The following is an 18,846-nucleotide window of genomic DNA, read 5'->3' on the forward strand; positions in this document are numbered from 1 at the left end:
TGCCGGGGGGCGTGGAAGCACTGACATGTTTCAGATGTGTTCATCGAAATGGTTGTAGAATGGACGGTCTGTATTTCGCGATAGGGGAACGGCTCGATGCTTGACGCTGATTTGGTCCACGAACGGGACTATGTGGCCGGGCTGTACGCCCGCCTGGATGAGTTGCGCGCCGAAAAGCGGGAGCAACTGGCCCAGGTGCGCCGCGCCGGGGCCGTGGGGACGATGCAGAATGTTTCAGAACGGGACGCCTTCGCGGCCCTGTACGAGGACCGCCTGGCGCAGCTCGACGCCGTCGACGACCGGCTGGTGTTCGGCCGGCTCGACCTCGACTCGGGGGAGGCGCAGTACATCGGGCGCATCGGCCTCACCACCGATGACCTGCAGCGGCTCATGGTGGACTGGCGTGCGCCCGAAGCGGGCCACTTCTACCAGGCCACCGCATTCGACCGCCAGGGCGTCCGCCGTCGCCGGCACCTGATCCTGCAGGGGCGCGAAGTCAAGGCCATCGAAGACGATGTCCTTGACGCCGACATGCTGAAGGACAACGAATCCCTGCAGGGAGAAGGCGCGCTGCTGGCCGCCCTGAACTCAAAGCGCACCGGCCGCATGTCCGACATTGTGGGCACCATTCAGTCGGAGCAGGACCGCATCATCCGCTCATCCATCTCCGGTGCCGTTGTGGTCCAGGGAGGTCCGGGCACCGGCAAGACCGCAGTGGCCCTGCACCGTGCGGCCTACCTGCTGTACACGCACCGCGACCGCCTCAAGTCCGCTGGCGTGCTCCTTGTGGGCCCGTCGTCGTCGTTTATGAAGTACATCGAACGCGTCCTTCCCTCCCTTGGCGAGACGGGCGTGGTCATGGCCAGCGTGGGACGGCTGATGCCCGGCATTAACGCCGTCGCTGAGCAGGAAGCGGACGTCGCCGCTATCAAGGGCCGGCTGGACATGGCGGACGTCATGGCCAACGCGGTCGCCAACAGGCAACGCGTCCCTCCGGCCGACCGTGTCCTGGAGGTGGATGGCCGCAAGCTGGTCCTCACGCCGCGCCAGGTCCGCCGGGCCCGGGAGAAGGCACGGGGCACGGGCAAGCCGCACAATGAGGCACGCCTGACATTCGTCAAGATCCTGCTCCGGGAACTCACGGAGCAGATGACCGAACTGGTCGAAGCCGGCAGCATCGGCAACAACGCTGACCGCTCTTACCTCGCCGAGGACGTCCGGACTGCCCGCGACGTCCGGATTGCCCTGAACCTGTGCTGGATGCCGATGACGCCCGAAAAACTCGTGGGCGAACTCCTCAGCAAGCCCGCAATCCTGGAAGCATGCACGCCGCACCTGACCGATGCCGAACGGGCGCTGCTACTCAGGCCTGCCGATTCACCGTGGACCGAAGCCGATGTCCCGCTGCTGGACGAGGCGGCGGAACTGCTGGGGGAGTTGGACCCGGCCGCAGGCCGCGGACTGGCCCAGCAGGAACACGACAGGGCGCGCGATCTTGCCAACGCGAAACAAACCCTGGTCAACATGGAAACGGCCGGCGTGGACGTGCTCATCACCGCTGAGGAACTCGTCGACCAGAACGAGGAGCGCATCTCGCGGCTCACCGCGGCCGAGCGGGCCAATAGCGACCGCACGTGGGCCTTTGGCCACATCGTGGTGGATGAGGCACAGGAACTCTCGCCCATGCAGTGGAGGCTCCTGGTGCGCCGATGCCCGCTGAAGTCATTCACGATCGTGGGCGATATCGCCCAGACCAGTTCTGTGGCCGGCGCCAATTCCTGGCAGAGCGCCCTGGAGCCGATGTTTGGCGACCGGTGGCAGCTCGAGGAACTGACGGTCAACTACCGCACCCCGTCCCAGATCGCTGAGGCGGCCGTGCGGATGGCCAACGCCGCCGGACTCGTTGTTTCAGCCCCCAAGGCCGTTCGGGAAGGCCGCTGGTCACCGATCATCGACCGGGTCGAGGCGGGAAGCATCGTCAGCCGGCTTGTGGAGGTGCTTCCCGAAGAAATCGAGGCGCTCGACGGTGGCCTGCTCGCCGTGATCGCCGACGGCGAGCTCCTGCCGGAGGCCGCCGCGGCACTGCGGGCCGCCTACGGCAAACGCGTCGGCACGGGCGCTGGCAGCTACGAACAGGACATTGTGGTGATCAGCCCGAGGGAAGCAAAGGGCCTGGAGTTCGACGGCGTTGTGGTCCTCGAGCCCGCCATGATGCTCAACCACGAACACGGCCGGGTAGGCGACCTCTATGTCGCCATGACCAGGCCAACGCAGCGGCTGCGGCTTATTGCGGCGGCCCCTGTCCCGGCAGGCATCGAGCGCTGACCCCGACGGCGGGACGACCGGCCACAAGTCGTCCCGCCAGCGTGCGTTCCCCGTCATTCCGCGCTGGGGCACGTTCAATCCTGCTAACTTAGAAGACGTGTCCCAACTAAATCTTCTCGAGTCCCAGCAGAACGATCCGAGCTTTGCCAATGTCTGGCAGGAGCTAAAATGGCGTGGCCTGATCCACGTGTCCACGGATGAAGTGGAGCTGGAAAAGCTCCTGGCCGGTGACCCCGTCACCTATTACTGCGGATTCGATCCCACTGCCCCGAGCCTGCACCTGGGCAATCTTGTGCAGCTTCTGGTGATGCGGCGCCTCCAGCTGGCCGGGCACAAGCCTCTGGGCCTCGTGGGCGGTTCAACAGGATTGATCGGTGACCCCCGTCCCACCGCCGAACGAACCTTGAACACCAAGGACACCGTGTCTGAATGGGTGGGGTACCTGCAGGCGCAGGTTCGTCGCTTCCTTAGCTTCGAAGGCGAAAACGCCGCGCGGATGGTCAACAACCTGGACTGGACCGCGCCGCTGAGCGCCATCGACTTCCTGAGGGATATCGGCAAGCACTTCCGTGTGGGCACCATGCTCCGCAAGGACGCCGTGGCCTCACGCCTCGGTTCCGAGGAAGGCATCAGCTACACCGAGTTCAGCTACCAGATCCTGCAGGGCATGGACTACCTGCAGCTCTTCCGCGATTACGGATGCGTCCTGGAGACCGGCGGTTCAGACCAGTGGGGCAACCTCACGAGCGGAACGGAGCTGATCCGCAAAGTGGAAGGTAAGCACGTCCACGCTCTTGGCACGCCGCTCATCACCAACTCCGATGGCACCAAGTTTGGCAAGAGCGAGGGGAACGCCATTTGGCTCGACCCGGAGATGTGCAGCCCCTACGCTTTCTACCAGTTCTGGCTGAACACGGCCGACGCCGATGTTGCGGCCCGGCTGAAGGTCTTCACCTTCCTGAGCCGTGCCGAGATTGAAGCTCTCGAAATCTCCATAGCGGAACGTCCCTTTGCCCGCGAAGGCCAGCGCCGCCTTGCCTTCGAAGTGACCTCACTCGTCCACGGCGTGGAGGCCACGGAAAAGGTCATCGCTGCGTCCGCGGCTTTGTTTGGCGGCGGGGATCTGAGCGCACTCGACGAACGCACCCTTGTGGCCGCGACCGCTGAACTTCCCACGGCCCGGGTTGAACCGGGCGGCCTGGGCATTATCGATCTGCTCGTGGCGAGTGGGCTGGCCGAGAGCAAATCGGCTGCCCGCCGGACTGTCGGCGAAGGTGGCGCCTACGTCAACAACGTCAAGGTCACCGACCCCGAGGCGGTGATCCCGCGCAACGAACTTCTGCACGGCCGGTACCTACTGCTGCGCCGGGGTAAGAAGAACCTGGCCACGGTGGAAGTTTCAGCTTCCTAGCGGGCACCTGCACGCTCCTTTTCCGCTGATTTGCCCGGCGGGGGAGGAGCGTGTATTGTTTTCTGAGTCGCCGCCGCTGAGTGGTGACAGACCCCCTACAAAATTGAGAAGCAAGTCTTCATGCGCCTCGCGCTAACAATGAAAATTTGCTTCAAATTTCGATGGGCGGATTCAGTTGAAAAAGTGAATTTCCGGAAAATTATCAGGATTTGCAAAATGAAATTGAATGAAATAAGCTAGAAACATCGCAGCGAAGAAATGCGGAACATAAAGAATTCATTGAATTGAATTTATGAATTGTTTCGAGAAGTATTCGAATGTGTCTGTTGTTTGAGAACTCAATAGTGTGCCAAGTTTGTTGATACCAATTTATTTATATGGATTGGTTGAATTGACTGGATCCGCCACCCCGTGGTGTGGTCTGGTTTTTACAGCTGGTTTCAAATTTTGCAGCCGTTTTCTCCCGTTTTCCCGGGGGTTGGTGGTTGTGTTCGTTTTTGTTTTACTTCAACGGAGAGTTTGATCCTGGCTCAGGATGAACGCTGGCGGCGTGCTTAACACATGCAAGTCGAACGATGAACCTCACTTGTGGGGGGATTAGTGGCGAACGGGTGAGTAACACGTGAGTAACCTGCCCTTAACTCTGGGATAAGCCTGGGAAACTGGGTCTAATACCGGATATGACTCCTCATCGCATGGTGGGGGGTGGAAAGCTTTTTGTGGTTTTGGATGGACTCGCGGCCTATCAGCTTGTTGGTGAGGTAATGGCTCACCAAGGCGACGACGGGTAGCCGGCCTGAGAGGGTGACCGGCCACACTGGGACTGAGACACGGCCCAGACTCCTACGGGAGGCAGCAGTGGGGAATATTGCACAATGGGCGAAAGCCTGATGCAGCGACGCCGCGTGAGGGATGACGGCCTTCGGGTTGTAAACCTCTTTCAGTAGGGAAGAAGCGAAAGTGACGGTACCTGCAGAAGAAGCGCCGGCTAACTACGTGCCAGCAGCCGCGGTAATACGTAGGGCGCAAGCGTTATCCGGAATTATTGGGCGTAAAGAGCTCGTAGGCGGTTTGTCGCGTCTGCCGTGAAAGTCCGGGGCTCAACTCCGGATCTGCGGTGGGTACGGGCAGACTAGAGTGATGTAGGGGAGACTGGAATTCCTGGTGTAGCGGTGAAATGCGCAGATATCAGGAGGAACACCGATGGCGAAGGCAGGTCTCTGGGCATTAACTGACGCTGAGGAGCGAAAGCATGGGGAGCGAACAGGATTAGATACCCTGGTAGTCCATGCCGTAAACGTTGGGCACTAGGTGTGGGGGACATTCCACGTTTTCCGCGCCGTAGCTAACGCATTAAGTGCCCCGCCTGGGGAGTACGGCCGCAAGGCTAAAACTCAAAGGAATTGACGGGGGCCCGCACAAGCGGCGGAGCATGCGGATTAATTCGATGCAACGCGAAGAACCTTACCAAGGCTTGACATGGGCCGGACCGGGCTGGAAACAGTCCTTCCCCTTTGGGGCCGGTTCACAGGTGGTGCATGGTTGTCGTCAGCTCGTGTCGTGAGATGTTGGGTTAAGTCCCGCAACGAGCGCAACCCTCGTTCTATGTTGCCAGCGCGTGATGGCGGGGACTCATAGGAGACTGCCGGGGTCAACTCGGAGGAAGGTGGGGACGACGTCAAATCATCATGCCCCTTATGTCTTGGGCTTCACGCATGCTACAATGGCCGGTACAAAGGGTTGCGATACTGTGAGGTGGAGCTAATCCCAAAAAGCCGGTCTCAGTTCGGATTGGGGTCTGCAACTCGACCCCATGAAGTCGGAGTCGCTAGTAATCGCAGATCAGCAACGCTGCGGTGAATACGTTCCCGGGCCTTGTACACACCGCCCGTCAAGTCACGAAAGTTGGTAACACCCGAAGCCGGTGGCCTAACCCCTTGTGGGAGGGAGCTGTCGAAGGTGGGACTGGCGATTGGGACTAAGTCGTAACAAGGTAGCCGTACCGGAAGGTGCGGCTGGATCACCTCCTTTCTAAGGAGCGCCTACAGTCACCTTGCCCCGTGTATGCGGGTGTGGAGGGGTTGTCAGGAGTAGGCCCGTTGCGCAGACGCTAGTTCTGCGGCGGGTGCTCACGGGTGGAATATCAACGAATAGCGGCCGCCGGTTTTTTCCCGGCACCCAGTACGGATACACGCCCTTTGGGGCGGTGGTCCTGGAACGGTGCGGGGGGTTGCGGGTGGTTTAGTGTTTGGCACACTGTTGGGTCCTGAGGCAACAGGGCCGGGGTTTTGGCTCCGGGACTTGTGTGTTTCTGGTTTCCTGGCTGCACCGATCATGCGCGTTTGTGTGTGTGGGGTGTGTGGTACGGGGTTGTTGTTTGAGAACTACATAGTGGACGCGAGCATCTTTTATAAGAAGCAATTTCCAAGATATATGAACCTGGATCTGTTGCGTCATCCTTCGGGGTGGGGTGATGGTTTCTGTGGTTCTCTCGAAAGAATAGCGTTTTATTGATCTTTTGTGGTCAAGTTTTTAAGAGCACACGGTGGATGCCTTGGCATTAGGAGCCGAAGAAGGACGTAGGAATCTGCGATAAGCCTGGGGGAGTCGATAACCGGACTGTGATCCCAGGGTCTCCGAATGGGGAAACCCCGCCAGGGGCGCGAGCTGCCTGGTGACCCGCATCTGAACACATAGGGTGCGTGGAGGGAACGCGGGGAAGTGAAACATCTCAGTACCCGCAGGAAGAGAAAACAATAGTGATTCCGTCAGTAGTGGCGAGCGAACGCGGATCAGGCTAAACCGTTCCATGTGTGATAGCCGGCGGGCGTTGCATGGTCGGGGTTGTGGGACTTTCCATACCAGCTCTGCCGGGCTGGTGAGGTGTGATGTGCGGGCATAGGTGAACGGTCTTGAAAGGCCGGCCAGAGAGGGTGTGAGCCCCGTAACCGAAATGTTTGGCACCGCCTGGAGAGTATCCCAAGTAGCACGGGGCCCGAGAAATCCCGTGTGAATCTGTCAGGACCACCTGATAAGCCTAAATACTCCCTAATGACCGATAGCGGACCAGTACCGTGAGGGAAAGGTGAAAAGTACCCCGGGAGGGGAGTGAAACAGTACCTGAAACCGTGTGCTTACAATCCGTCGGAGCCAGTCTGATTCTGGTGACGGCGTGCCTTTTGAAGAATGAGCCTGCGAGTTAGTGTTACGTCGCGAGGTTAACCCGTGTGGGGAAGCCGTAGCGAAAGCGAGTCTGAACAGGGCGTTGCAGTGGCGTGATCTAGACCCGAAGCGAAGTGATCTACCCATGGCCAGGTTGAAGCGACGGTAAGACGTCGTGGAGGACCGAACCCACTTCAGTTGAAAATGGAGGGGATGAGCTGTGGGTAGGGGTGAAAGGCCAATCAAACTTCGTGATAGCTGGTTCTCCCCGAAATGCATTTAGGTGCAGCGTTGCGTGTTTCTTACCGGAGGTAGAGCTACTGGATGGCTAATGGGCCCTACAAGGTTACTGACGTCAGCCAAACTCCGAATGCCGGTAAGTGAGAGCGCAGCAGTGAGACTGTGGGGGATAAGCTTCATAGTCGAGAGGGAAACAGCCCAGACCACCAACTAAGGCCCCTAAGCGTGTGCTAAGTGGGAAAGGATGTGGAGTTGCGAAGACAACCAGGAGGTTGGCTTAGAAGCAGCCATCCTTAAAAGAGTGCGTAATAGCTCACTGGTCAAGTGATTCCGCGCCGACAATGTAGCGGGGCTCAAGTACACCGCCGAAGTTGTGGCATTCAGATTTTTGCTAAGCCCTTGTGGTTCAGGCGTCTGGATGGGTAGGGGAGCGTCGTGTGGGCAGTGAAGTCGCGGTGTAAACCAGCGGTGGAGCCTACACGAGTGAGAATGCAGGCATGAGTAGCGAAAGACGGGTGAGAAACCCGTCCGCCGAATGATCAAGGGTTCCAGGGTCAAGCTAATCTGCCCTGGGTAAGTCGGGACCTAAGGCGAGGCCGACAGGCGTAGTCGATGGACAACGGGTTGATATTCCCGTACCGGCGAAAAACCGCCCATGCTGAACAGGGGATACTAACCGCCCGGAGCCTGCCCTATCACCCTTTGGGGTGTGTGGGTTTTGGCCGAGCGCGGGACCTGATCCTGGGAGGTAAGCGTATTAACAGGTGTGACGCAGGAAGGTAGCCGGGCCGGGCGATGGTTGCCCCGGTCCAAGGATGTAGGGCGAACGGTAGGCAAATCCGCCGTTCATGATGCCTGAGATCTGATGGGACTCCCTCACGGGGGGATTCGGTGATCCTATGCTGCCTAGAAAAGCATCGACGCGAGGTTTTAGCCGCCCGTACCCCAAACCGACACAGGTGATCAGGTAGAGAATACTAAGGCGATCGAGAGAATTATGGTTAAGGAACTCGGCAAAATGCCCCCGTAACTTCGGGAGAAGGGGGGCCCCTATCGTGATGGACATTCACTGTCCGGAGCGTGGCGGGGCCGCAGAGACCAGGGGGAAGCGACTGTTTACTAAAAACACAGGTCCGTGCGAAGTCGCAAGACGATGTATACGGACTGACTCCTGCCCGGTGCTGGAAGGTTAAGAGGACCGGTTAGCCGCAAGGCGAAGCTGAGAATTTAAGCCCCAGTAAACGGCGGTGGTAACTATAACCATCCTAAGGTAGCGAAATTCCTTGTCGGGTAAGTTCCGACCTGCACGAATGGAGTAACGACTTCCCCGCTGTCTCAACCATAAACTCGGCGAAATTGCAGTACGAGTAAAGATGCTCGTTACGCGCAGCAGGACGGAAAGACCCCGAGACCTTTACTATAGTTTGGTATTGGTGTTCGGAGTGGCTTGTGTAGGATAGGTGGGAGACGTTGAAGCCCGGACGCCAGTTCGGGTGGAGTCATCGTTGAAATACCACTCTGGTCACTTTGGACATCTAACTTCGGCCCGTAATCCGGGTCAGGGACAGTGCCTGATGGGTAGTTTAACTGGGGCGGTTGCCTCCTAAAAAGTAACGGAGGCGCCCAAAGGTTCCCTCAGCCTGGTTGGCAATCAGGTGTCGAGTGTAAGTGCACAAGGGAGCTTGACTGTGAGAGAGACATCTCGAGCAGGGACGAAAGTCGGGACTAGTGATCCGGCGGTACATTGTGGAATGGCCGTCGCTCAACGGATAAAAGGTACCTCGGGGATAACAGGCTGATCTTGCCCAAGAGTCCATATCGACGGCATGGTTTGGCACCTCGATGTCGGCTCGTCGCATCCTGGGGCTGGAGTAGGTCCCAAGGGTTGGGCTGTTCGCCCATTAAAGCGGTACGCGAGCTGGGTTTAGAACGTCGTGAGACAGTTCGGTCCCTATCCGCTGCGCGCGCAGGAAATTTGAGAAGGGCTGTCCTTAGTACGAGAGGACCGGGACGGACGAACCTCTGGTGTGTCAGTTGTACTGCCAAGTGCACCGCTGATTAGCTACGTTCGGATGGGATAACCGCTGAAAGCATCTAAGCGGGAAGCTCGCTTCGAGATGAGATTTCCATACACCTTGTGTGTGAGAGGCCCCCAGCCAGACCACTGGGTTGATAGGCCGGATGTGGAAGCGAGGACTAACGACTCGTGAAGCTGACCGGTACTAATAGGCCGATAACTTACACCACACACCACCCCGCAAACGAACTTCAAAAGCGTTTGCACCCATGGGGTGGTAGAAAGAAACAAGACTGCTTGCGTCCACTATGTGGTTCCCAACCAACAAACCCGCACCCGCGGCACGTTGCCTGGCGAACCAACAACTGAATAACAACACCACACCTGCCCGCACCGGGCAGGAACACATGTTGTAACCACAAGATTTCCCACCCCCTAGAACGGGGTGCGGAGCAAGGGTTACGGCGGTCATAGCGTGGGGGAAACGCCCGGTCCCATTCCGAACCCGGAAGCTAAGACCCACAGCGCCGATGGTACTGCACCCGGGAGGGTGTGGGAGAGTAGGTCACCGCCGGACAACCATTAGAGCTCAGGCTCCGACAACAACGTCGGAGCCTGAGCCATTTAACCCCACCTTTCCGTAGCGGGCACGGTGTACATTCCCAGGGGATATGCCCGGCCCCACGCGGGCCGGAGCCGCCACTCGGGAGCTACTGCCCTGCCTCCGGTGTGAGACTTGCCACCGGCGGGGTCGAAAGGCTTCCCGTCGTTAGCCGGGCGCGGGCCGCTCGCTTAGAATTGTATGAGTTGTACGGACTTCGAAGCGCTTGATTTCGGGTTGCGTAGGAAACGAAACACGGAATAAGAGCGGCTGCGATTGCGCCAGTGGTCGGCTCACAACAGGAGGAATCCACCATGGCTGAGCACAACGACGGTAACCGCGGCGGCAAAGACCGCGACAACTCCGGCGGCGGACGAGGTTCCGGCGGCGGAGGTTTCCGCGGCACAAACAACTCCGGCGGTGATCCCCGCGGGTTCCGTGCCCGGGAAGACCGGGGTTCGCAAGGATCACGCCCAGCCTTTGGCGATCGAGAGCGTAAGCCGTTTGGTGACCGTCCGTCCCGTGAAGGCGGTCCGGAGCGCCGCAGCTTCGGCGCCGGTGCCGGTGCTGGCGAGCGTAAGCCTTATGGTGACCGTCCCGCCCGTGAAGGTGGTCCGGAGCGCCGCAGCTTCGGTGCCGGTTCCGGTGATCGTGACCGCAAGCCGTACGGTGCCGGTGAGCGTAAGCCTTATGGTGACCGTCCGGCCCGTGAAGGTGGTCCGGAGCGCCGCAGCTTCGGTGCCGGTTCCGGTGATCGTGACCGCAAGCCGTACGGTGCCGGTGAGCGTAAGCCTTATGGTGACCGTCCGGCCCGTGAAGGTGGTCCGGAGCGCCGCAGCTTCGGCGCCGGTGCCGGTGAGCGTAAGCCGTACGGTGCCGGTGAGCGTAAGCCCTATGGTGACCGTCCGGCCCGTGAAGGTGGTCCGGAGCGCCGCAGCTTCGGCGCCGGTTCCAGTGATCGTGAGCGCAAGCCGTATGGTGCCGGTGAGCGCAAGCCTTATGGTGACCGTCCCGCCCGTGAAGGCGGTCCGGAGCGCCGCAGCTTCGGCGCCGGTGATCGTGAGCGCAAGCCTTATGGTGACCGTCCCGCCCGTGAAGGCAGTCCGGAACGCCGCAGCTTCGGTGCCGGCGAGAACCGCAAGCCCTTCGGCGACCGCGGCGAGCGCCAGGAGCGCGCCCCCCGCAGTTTTGACCGCGGCGAGTCCGGCCCGCGCCAGTTCGGCCGCGACCGGCCCGAGGACCGGCCGGTACATGTCCCCAATGCCCGCGACCTGCGCAGCTCCAACCGTCCTGACCGCGAGCGCTCTCCCCAGATTGACGAAGACGTCACGGGCCAGGAACTGGACCGCGTAACCAAGCACGAAATCAAGACCCTCGAAGCGAAGAGCGCGGAGTGGGTGGCCCGTCACCTGGTGATGGCCGGCCGGCTCATCGACGAGGAGCCCGAGCTTGCCTTCCAGCATGCCCTGGCCGCCAGCCGCCGCGGGGGACGGCTGTCCGCGGTCCGCGAGGCCGTGGGCCTGACCGCATACGCCGCCGGCCACTACGGCGAAGCGCTCCGTGAATTCCGCACCTACCGTCGAATCAGCGGCTCCAACGTGCACCTGCCCGTCATGGCCGACTGCGAGCGGGGACTGGGACGCCCGGACCGGGCGCTGGATGTGGCCCGGTCCGAGGAAGCCAAGGACCTGGACGCACCCGGCAAGGTGGAGCTTGCCATCGTCGCCGCAGGGGCCCGTACGGACCTCGGCCAGCTCGACGCCGCGGTGGCCGAGCTGGAGATCCCGCAGCTGGACATCAACAGGGCTTTTTCCTACAGCCCCCGCTTGTTCCGGGCTTACGCCGACGCCCTGAACGCGGTTGGCCGCGCGCAGGAAGCCGAGAAGTGGCAGCGTCAGGCGATCGTCGCCGAGAATGCACTGGGCCTTGGAGCCTCGGAGGAACCGGACATCATCGACCTCGGCTGGGACGAGGAAGAGGAAGCCCGGGAAGAGGCGGCGCAGCGTCGTCACCGTACGCAGGAGTCCACCGATGCCACGCCCGCATCCTCCGAGGAAAGCGCGGACGCCCGCAACGCCTTGGCGGCGGAATCCGGCGCCGAGGCTTCCGCAACATCGACAGGGGTGGACGAGGGCTCTGACGACGTCGAATCCGATTACTTCGAGTCCAACGATGCTGAGTCCGACCAGGACTCCGTGGAAGAGGACGAGCTCGAGGACACGAACGCGGAGACCGGCCAGCCCGACCGCGTGGAGGACTAAGCGGTATGCCGGATGTTCCACTGATCTCCATGTTCGATGCCCTGCTGTCCGACCTCGACGGTGTGGTCTATGCCGGTCCGCACGCCATCCCGGGAGCCATTGAGGCTCTGCGGCAATTGGCAGGAATCGACGTCGGCCTCGGCTACGTGACCAACAACGCATCGCGTACGCCTGCACAGGTGGCCGCGCACCTGCGCGAGCTTGGCGCACCGGCGGAAGACCACCAGGTTGTCAGCTCATCGCAGGCGGCGGGGGAGCTGCTTTCCACACTCCTCGCGCCGGGAGCGCGCGTGCTCATTACGGGAAGCGACGCCCTCGCCCTCGAAGTCGAGCTGTCCGGGCTGACACCTGTCCGCAGCGCGGAGGAAAAGCCGGTGGCCGTGGTCCAGGGCTTCAGCCCCGAAATCGGCTGGAAGGACCTCGCCGAGGCGTCGTACGTGATTGCCGGAGGCGCCCTGTGGGTTGCCACCAATACGGACATGTCCATCCCGCAGGCCCGGGGCATCGCGCCGGGAAATGGAACCCTGGTGGCCGCCGTCACCGCGGCAACAGGCCAGAAGCCGCTGGTTGCCGGCAAACCGGAAGCTCCGCTCTTCCACACTGCGGCGAAGCGGCTGTCCTCCGAAAGGCCGCTGGTGGTAGGTGATCGGCTGGACACCGACATCCTGGGCGGAAACAATGCCGGCTTCGCCACGGTAGCCGTGCTGACCGGCGTCGACACCCGGGAGTCCATCCTGGCCGCCCGCGCACCGGAACGTCCGGACTACCTGATAAACGATCTCAGCGACCTGTACCTCGTGTACCCGTCCGTGGAGGACGACGGCGGTACATTCCGTTGCGGCGCCTCCGCCGCCGTGGTGCGTGAAGGCTCGGTCCAGATCACCGGCGACCCGGAGGACCTCGACTCCTGGCGCGCCGCCTGCTCGGCATGGTGGACGTCCAACCCCAAGGCGGATAAGGCCACGGCTCCGGTCCTTGAGTGGCTGACTGATTAGACTGGGACCATGACCGAGCTGAACACGTATCCAGAAACGGACTCAGATCGGACCGAGGTCCGCTGGCCTCCCGTCACGGAGGACCTCGACGGGGCAAGCCAGGCCGGGGCCGCCGGTGCGTTGCACCGCGACGCGTCGGTCGGTGCCTTGGTGGGCCGGCTGGGCGCCGTTCCCGGGCTGCCGGTCGCCGAGCATGCGGTTGCCTACTCGGACCTGCACGATGCCCTGCTCGACGCCCTGAATGAAGTGCCCCCGACCACCTCCGGCGTCGCCTGAAAATGGCAAGGCTGGACCAGATGCTCGTCACCCGCGGGCTTGCGAGATCACGCACCCATGCCGCTCGGCTCATCGCCGAGGGCAAAGTCAGCTCCGGCGGCACTGTGCTTGCCAAAGCCTCCGTTCAGGTCGATGACCTGACGGCCCTCCAGGTTGCCGGGGGCGATGAGGATACGTACGTGAGCCGGGCCGGGCACAAACTGGCCGGGGCCCTTGATGCGTTTCCCCAAGTCACGGTGGAAGGCAAACGCTGCCTTGACGCGGGGGCCTCGACGGGAGGCTTCACCGAAGTCCTGCTAAGGCGGGGCGCCGCACGCGTGGTGGCGGTGGATGTGGGCCACGGACAACTGGTGGCCCAGATCAGGAATGACTCCCGTGTGTCGGTTCACGAAGGGATGAACGTCCGTTACATGACACCCGCGGAGATCGGCGGCACGGTGGCCCTGACCGTGGCCGACCTTTCCTTCATTTCTCTGACCCTGGTGCTGCAGCCCCTGGCCGCATGCACGGATCCAGGTGGAGACCTGGTTCTGATGGTCAAGCCGCAGTTCGAGATCGGCAAGGACCGGCTGGGACGCACCGGCGTGGTCAGCTCGGAGCTGGAGCGCCGTAAGGCGGTGGGAAAAGTGGCCGCGGCCGCACTGGATGCAGGACTCGAATTGCGCGGCCTGGCGGCGAGCCCGTTGCCGGGACAGGATGGAAACGTCGAATACTTCCTGTGGATAACGCGCGGGATAGCCACCGATTTGCCTAAGATCGAAGAGCGTGACGCAGCCGTTGCTGCATTGCTCGGAACGATCTGGCCCAACCATTAGAGAGCGGAACCCGATGAGCAGGCGTGTACTGGTCCTTGCCCACACCGGCCGCGAGGATTCACTGAAGGCTGCCTGGGAGGCGTGCGAACAACTGCATTCCTCCGGCATCGTGCCGGTGATGCAAAAATCCGAACTGGAGGACATGGAGGACTTCTTCGGCCGGCTCGAACACCCGGTTGAGGTTCTGCACGACCATGTCCAGCTTCCCGACGTCGAACTGGTGATGGTACTGGGCGGAGACGGCACGATTCTCCGGGCGGCGGAACTTGTCCGGGAAGTTGACGTGCCGCTGCTGGGCGTCAACCTGGGGCACGTGGGATTCCTGGCCGAAAGCGAACGGGCCGACCTGGCGCAGACGGTCGAATGGATTGCCAGCCGCGACTACACCGTGGAAGAGCGTATGACCATCGACGTTCAGGTCTGGGTGCGGGGCCAGAAGATCTGGCACACGTGGGCGCTAAACGAGGCCGCCATCGAGAAGGGCAACCGGGAACGGATGCTCGAGGTGGTCACGGAAGTGGATGAGCGCCCCCTGACCTCCTTCGGTTGCGACGGAGTGGTGCTGGCAACCCCCACCGGCTCCACGGCCTACGCCTTTTCGGCCGGCGGACCTGTGGTGTGGCCGGAGGTGGAGGCCCTGGTGATTGTTCCCATCAGCGCACACGCGCTCTTCGCCAAGCCGCTGGTGGTTTCACCACGCTCCAGGCTGGCCGTGGAAGTGCTGAACCGGACCGACGCGCAGGGCGTGTTGTGGTGCGATGGCCGCCGGTGCGTTGACCTCCCGCCGGGAGCGCGTGTGGAGGTGACCCGTTCGGCAACTCCCGTACGGTTGGCCCGGACGCACCAGACGCCGTTTTCGGCGCGGCTGGTCCGCAAATTCCAACTGCCGATTCACGGCTGGCGGGGTCCCATGCCGCAGTCCGAGGCCATTCACACCGGCCCGGTGCCCCTCGTTCGTACGCCCAGGCCCATGGCACCGCCCTCAGCCTCCCGGCACGAAGAAGAGCCCGGGACCAACGATCCAACGACTGCGAAGTGAACCATGCTTGAAGAACTGAGAATCCGCGACCTCGGCGTCATCACCGATGCCACCTTGCCGCTGGGCCCCGGGCTAAGCGTGGTGACCGGTGAAACCGGTGCCGGCAAGACCATGGTGGTGACCGCCGTCGGCCTCCTCCTCGGTGCGAGGTCCGACGCCGGCGCCGTGCGCAGCGGCGCGAAGAGCGCCTCCGCGGAGGCGGTGCTCAGGCTCGACGCCGGCCATGCCGCGGTGGAACGGGCCCGCGAGGCAGGAGCCGACATCGAGGAGTTCGACGGCGGCGCTGAACTGCTGCTGGCGCGCAGCGTCGGAGCCGACGGCCGCAGCCGGGCCTATCTTGGCGGGCGCGCCGCCCCCGTGGGCGTCCTTGCCGAAATCGGTGAAACCCTCGTGGTGGTGCACGGGCAGTCGGACCAAATCAGGCTTAAGAGCCCCGTGGCCCAGCGCGGCGCCCTGGACAAATTCGCCGGCGTGGGGCTGGCCGGAACCCTGGTCCGGTACCAGGAGCTGTACGCCCACTGGCACGCCAGCCAGGCCGAGCTCGACGCCCTCCGCAGTGCCGCCCGGGAACGGCTCCGTGAGGCCGAATCCCTGGAGGCGGCCCTCGCTGAGATCGACGCCGTCGACCCGCAGCCGGGGGAGGACGAGGCGCTCAAGGCGGAGGCCGTGAAGCTCGCCAACGTCGAGGAGCTGCGGATTGCGGCGAGCACCGCGCACCAGGCGCTGATCGCCGAGGACTTCGGCGAGGGTGGAGACGCCACCACGCTGGTGGACGCCGCCAAGCGCACCCTGGAACACGTTGCCGAACACGATGAGGAACTGGGCTCCGCGGCGGCCCGGCTGGCCGAAGTCGGCTTCCTGCTCAGTGACATCGCCACCGAGCTTGCCAGCTATCAGGCCGCGCTGGACACCGAAGGCCCTGAGCGGCTTGCGGAGATCGAGGACCGCCGTGCGGCGCTGGCCAAGCTGGTCCGCAAGTACGCGCCCAGCATCGACGAAGTGCTCGTCTGGGCCGGGGAAGCCCGGGCACGGTACGAGGAACTGCAGGATGACTCCACCCGGATCGAAGCCCTCGACGCCGAAGTGTCCCGCGCCGAAGCCGAGCTCCGGAAGCAGGCTGGGGCCATTACCAAGGCCCGAAAGAAGGCCGCCAAGGACCTGTCCGGACGGGTCAGCGCCGAGCTCAAGGCGCTGGCCATGGCCGATGCCACACTCGTGATCAATGTGGAGGCCGCCGGTCAGCTGGGGCCGTTCGGCGCCGATGACATCGCGTTCCTGCTCCAGCCGCACTCCGGCGCGTCGGCGCGTCCGCTGGGCAAGGGCGCGTCCGGGGGTGAACTTTCCCGCGTGATGCTGGCCATCGAAGTGGTACTGGCTGCCGTGGACCCCGTCCCCACGTTCGTCTTCGACGAGGTCGATGCAGGAGTGGGCGGCCGCGCCGCGGTGGAGATCGGGCGGCGCCTGGCCATGCTGGCCCGGCATGTCCAGGTGCTGGTGGTCACCCACCTTCCTCAGGTGGCCGCTTTCGCGGACCAGCACATCCGTGTCACCAAGACCTCCGTGCGCGGCTCCGACGGGGCCACCGCCAGCGGGTTCACCTCCAGTGACGTGCAATTGCTGGATGAGGCGGAACGGGTCAAAGAGCTGGCCCGGATGCTTGCCGGCCAGGAAGACTCCGAATCAGCCCAGGCCCACGCCCAGGAATTGCTGGACGACGCCAAGCTGCTCCCACAGCGCGCCTGAAGTACTGCGAGACTGGTCACATCCGGGCGGCCGGGCCCAGCCGGTCCCGCGCCAGACCTTGAACAAGGCCGTACGGCGGGGGAGACTGGAGCATTTGGGGAAACCGTTATTCGACCCGTGGAAGGCTCATTTGATGATAGGCTCGAATTCCGTGGTGCAGCGATCAAATTCCCGTGTAAATTCCCGGTTCCCGGGTTCGTCCAAGACGACCAAACACATCTTCGTCACCGGCGGTGTGGCGTCCTCGCTAGGCAAGGGACTGACGGCTTCGAGCCTCGGTCACCTGCTGCGGGCACGCGGTTTGTCTGTAACAATGCAGAAGCTCGATCCCTACCTGAACGTGGATCCGGGCACTATGAACCCCTTCCAGCATGGCGAAGTCTTCGTCACTGACGACGGCGCCGAGACCGACCTCGACATCGGACACTACGAGCGTTTCCTCGACGAGAACCTTGAGGGCTCCGCCAACGTGACCACCGGCCAGGTCTATTCAACGGTGATCGCCAAGGAACGCCGTGGCGAGTACCTCGGCGACACCGTCCAGGTCATCCCGCACATCACGGACGAGATCAAGCGCCGCATGCGCCTGCCCGCCGAAGGCAAGAACGCCCCCGATGTGATCATCACCGAAATCGGGGGAACCGTCGGCGACATCGAGTCGCAGCCCTTCCTGGAGTCGGCCCGCCAGGTCCGCCAGGACATCGGCCGCGGCAACGTCTTCTTCCTGCATGTGTCCCTGGTTCCCTACATCGGACCGTCCCAGGAACTGAAGACCAAACCGACGCAGCATTCCGTGGCTGCGCTTCGCTCCATCGGGATCCAGCCCGAGGCGATTGTCATCCGCTCCGACCGCGAGGTGCCCCAGCCAATGCGCGACAAGATCGGCCGGATGTGCGATGTCGACATCGACGCCGTCATCGGCTGCCCGGACGCTCCCAGCATCTACGACATCCCCAAGACGCTGCACAGGCAGGGCTTGGACTCCTACATCGTGCGTGCCCTGGACCTGCCGTTCAAGGACGTTGACTGGACAAGCTGGGACAAACTCCTCGAAGCCGTCCACAACCCGAAGCATGAAGTTGAGATCGCACTGGTCGGCAAGTACATCGACCTCCCGGACGCGTACCTCTCCGTCACGGAGGCGCTTCGTGCCGGCGGCTTCGCCAACGACACGAAGGTCAAGATCCGCTGGGTGCCCTCGGACGAATGCGAGACCCACGAAGGTGCGGTCAGCTCCCTCTCCGGAGTGGACGCCATCTGCGTTCCCGGCGGTTTCGGCATCCGCGGACTCGAAGGCAAACTGGGCGCCCTGAAATTTGCCCGTGAAACCAAACTGCCGGTCCTCGGACTCTGCCTGGGACTTCAGTGCATGGTTATTGAATACGCCCGGAACGTCGTTGGCCTCGAGGGCGCATCCTCCAGCGAATTCGAACCGGATTCGAAGTACCCGGTGATCGCCACCATGGAAGAGCAGTTGGACATCGTTGACGGCAAGGGCGACCTCGGCGGCACCATGCGCCTGGGCCTCTACGAGGCCAAGCTGGACGAGGGTTCCGTCATCGCCGAAACCTACGGCACCACGAAGGTCAGCGAACGCCACCGCCACCGCTACGAGGTCAACAACAAGTACCGCGAGCAGATTGCTGCCCAAGGCCTGGTGTTTTCCGGAACGTCGCCGGACGGCAAGCTGGTGGAGTATGTGGAGCTTCCCCGCGAGGTCCACCCGTACTACGTGGCCACCCAGGCGCACCCGGAACTCAGTTCCAGGCCCACCCGGCCGCACCCGCTGTTCGCGGGTCTCGTGAAAGCTGCGCTGGAGCACCAGAAGGCTGAGGACAGTCTTGCCACGCTGCCGGGCGCCCCGGTGACCGCCGGCGCCCGCAAGTCATCAAGCGCAGCGGCCCCAAAGGCAGAGGCCCCAAACACGGTGGCCTCAAAGTAGTTCCCAGCTCAATCGAAGG

At 62.6% G+C, this 18,846-nt stretch carries 11 protein-coding genes and 3 rRNA genes; 12 read left to right on the forward strand and 2 right to left on the reverse strand.

Annotated elements, in window-relative coordinates; genetic code table 11:
• Positions 1 to 96 precede the first annotated feature (96 nt).
• The 5 genes from ACP4XC_RS07425 to rrf all read left to right on the forward strand — a co-directional run bounded on the left by ACP4XC_RS07425 (position 97) and on the right by rrf (position 9,732).
• Complete coding sequence (locus ACP4XC_RS07425) at positions 97 to 2,325, forward strand: HelD family protein (protein WP_427174241.1); 2,229 nt, start codon at positions 97 to 99, stop codon at positions 2,323 to 2,325.
• A 97-nt stretch (positions 2,326 to 2,422) separates the two neighbouring features.
• Positions 2,423 to 3,736 (forward strand): tyrosine--tRNA ligase, encoded by a 1,314-nt coding sequence (tyrS, locus tag ACP4XC_RS07430; protein ID WP_427174242.1) that lies wholly within the window; start codon positions 2,423 to 2,425, stop codon positions 3,734 to 3,736.
• A gap of 507 nt (positions 3,737 to 4,243) precedes the next feature.
• Positions 4,244 to 5,767 (forward strand): 16S ribosomal RNA (locus ACP4XC_RS07435).
• A 491-nt stretch (positions 5,768 to 6,258) separates the two neighbouring features.
• Positions 6,259 to 9,385 (forward strand): 23S ribosomal RNA (locus ACP4XC_RS07440).
• 230 nt (positions 9,386 to 9,615) lie between these two features.
• Positions 9,616 to 9,732: ribosomal RNA gene (rrf, locus tag ACP4XC_RS07445) — 5S ribosomal RNA — on the forward strand.
• Together the 16S, 23S and 5S rRNA genes form the textbook arrangement of a ribosomal RNA operon.
• Positions 9,733 to 10,049: 317 nt before the next feature.
• On the opposite strand, the gene ACP4XC_RS07450 is transcribed toward rrf, so the two are convergent.
• Together ACP4XC_RS07450 and ACP4XC_RS07455 are read right to left on the reverse strand one after the other, a co-directional pair.
• Positions 10,050 to 10,220: a hypothetical protein gene (locus tag ACP4XC_RS07450; RefSeq protein ID WP_427174243.1), complete on the reverse strand. Its 171-nt coding sequence runs from the start codon at positions 10,218 to 10,220 to the stop codon at positions 10,050 to 10,052.
• 3 nt (positions 10,221 to 10,223) lie between these two features.
• Positions 10,224 to 11,165: a hypothetical protein gene (locus ACP4XC_RS07455; RefSeq protein WP_427174244.1), complete on the reverse strand. Its 942-nt coding sequence runs from the start codon at positions 11,163 to 11,165 to the stop codon at positions 10,224 to 10,226.
• On the opposite strand from ACP4XC_RS07455, the gene ACP4XC_RS07460 reads away from it, so the two are divergent.
• The 7 genes from ACP4XC_RS07460 (at position 11,154) to ACP4XC_RS07490 (ending at position 18,827) form a co-directional block, all read left to right on the forward strand.
• Positions 11,154 to 12,017 (forward strand): hypothetical protein, encoded by an 864-nt coding sequence (locus ACP4XC_RS07460; RefSeq protein WP_427174246.1) that lies wholly within the window; start codon positions 11,154 to 11,156, stop codon positions 12,015 to 12,017. The two genes, ACP4XC_RS07455 and ACP4XC_RS07460, sit on opposite strands and share 12 nt — an antisense overlap.
• Before the next feature lie 5 nt (positions 12,018 to 12,022).
• On the forward strand, positions 12,023 to 13,012 hold the full coding sequence (locus ACP4XC_RS07465) for an HAD-IIA family hydrolase (protein ID WP_427174247.1): 990 nt from the start codon (positions 12,023 to 12,025) through the stop codon (positions 13,010 to 13,012).
• Between the two features lie 9 nt (positions 13,013 to 13,021).
• Positions 13,022 to 13,288 carry a hypothetical protein gene (locus ACP4XC_RS07470; RefSeq protein ID WP_427174248.1) on the forward strand — a complete coding sequence of 89 codons (267 nt, stop codon included), beginning with the start codon at positions 13,022 to 13,024 and terminating at the stop codon, positions 13,286 to 13,288.
• A 2-nt stretch (positions 13,289 to 13,290) separates the two neighbouring features.
• Complete coding sequence (locus ACP4XC_RS07475) at positions 13,291 to 14,103, forward strand: TlyA family RNA methyltransferase (protein ID WP_427174250.1); 813 nt, start codon at positions 13,291 to 13,293, stop codon at positions 14,101 to 14,103.
• A gap of 13 nt (positions 14,104 to 14,116) precedes the next feature.
• A complete protein-coding gene (locus ACP4XC_RS07480; RefSeq protein WP_427174251.1) occupies positions 14,117 to 15,142 on the forward strand; it encodes an NAD kinase in 1,026 nt (341 codons plus the stop codon).
• Between the two features lie 3 nt (positions 15,143 to 15,145).
• Complete coding sequence (recN, locus tag ACP4XC_RS07485; RefSeq protein WP_427174252.1) at positions 15,146 to 16,885, forward strand: DNA repair protein RecN; 1,740 nt, start codon at positions 15,146 to 15,148, stop codon at positions 16,883 to 16,885.
• Positions 16,886 to 17,018: 133 nt separating this feature from the next.
• Positions 17,019 to 18,827: a CTP synthase gene (locus tag ACP4XC_RS07490; RefSeq protein WP_427174254.1), complete on the forward strand. Its 1,809-nt coding sequence runs from the start codon at positions 17,019 to 17,021 to the stop codon at positions 18,825 to 18,827.
• The last annotated feature ends 19 nt before the right edge of the window (positions 18,828 to 18,846 follow it).

The sequence above is a fragment of the Arthrobacter sp. 92 genome, from assembly GCF_050260325.1.
GTDB lineage: Bacteria > Actinomycetota > Actinomycetes > Actinomycetales > Micrococcaceae > Arthrobacter.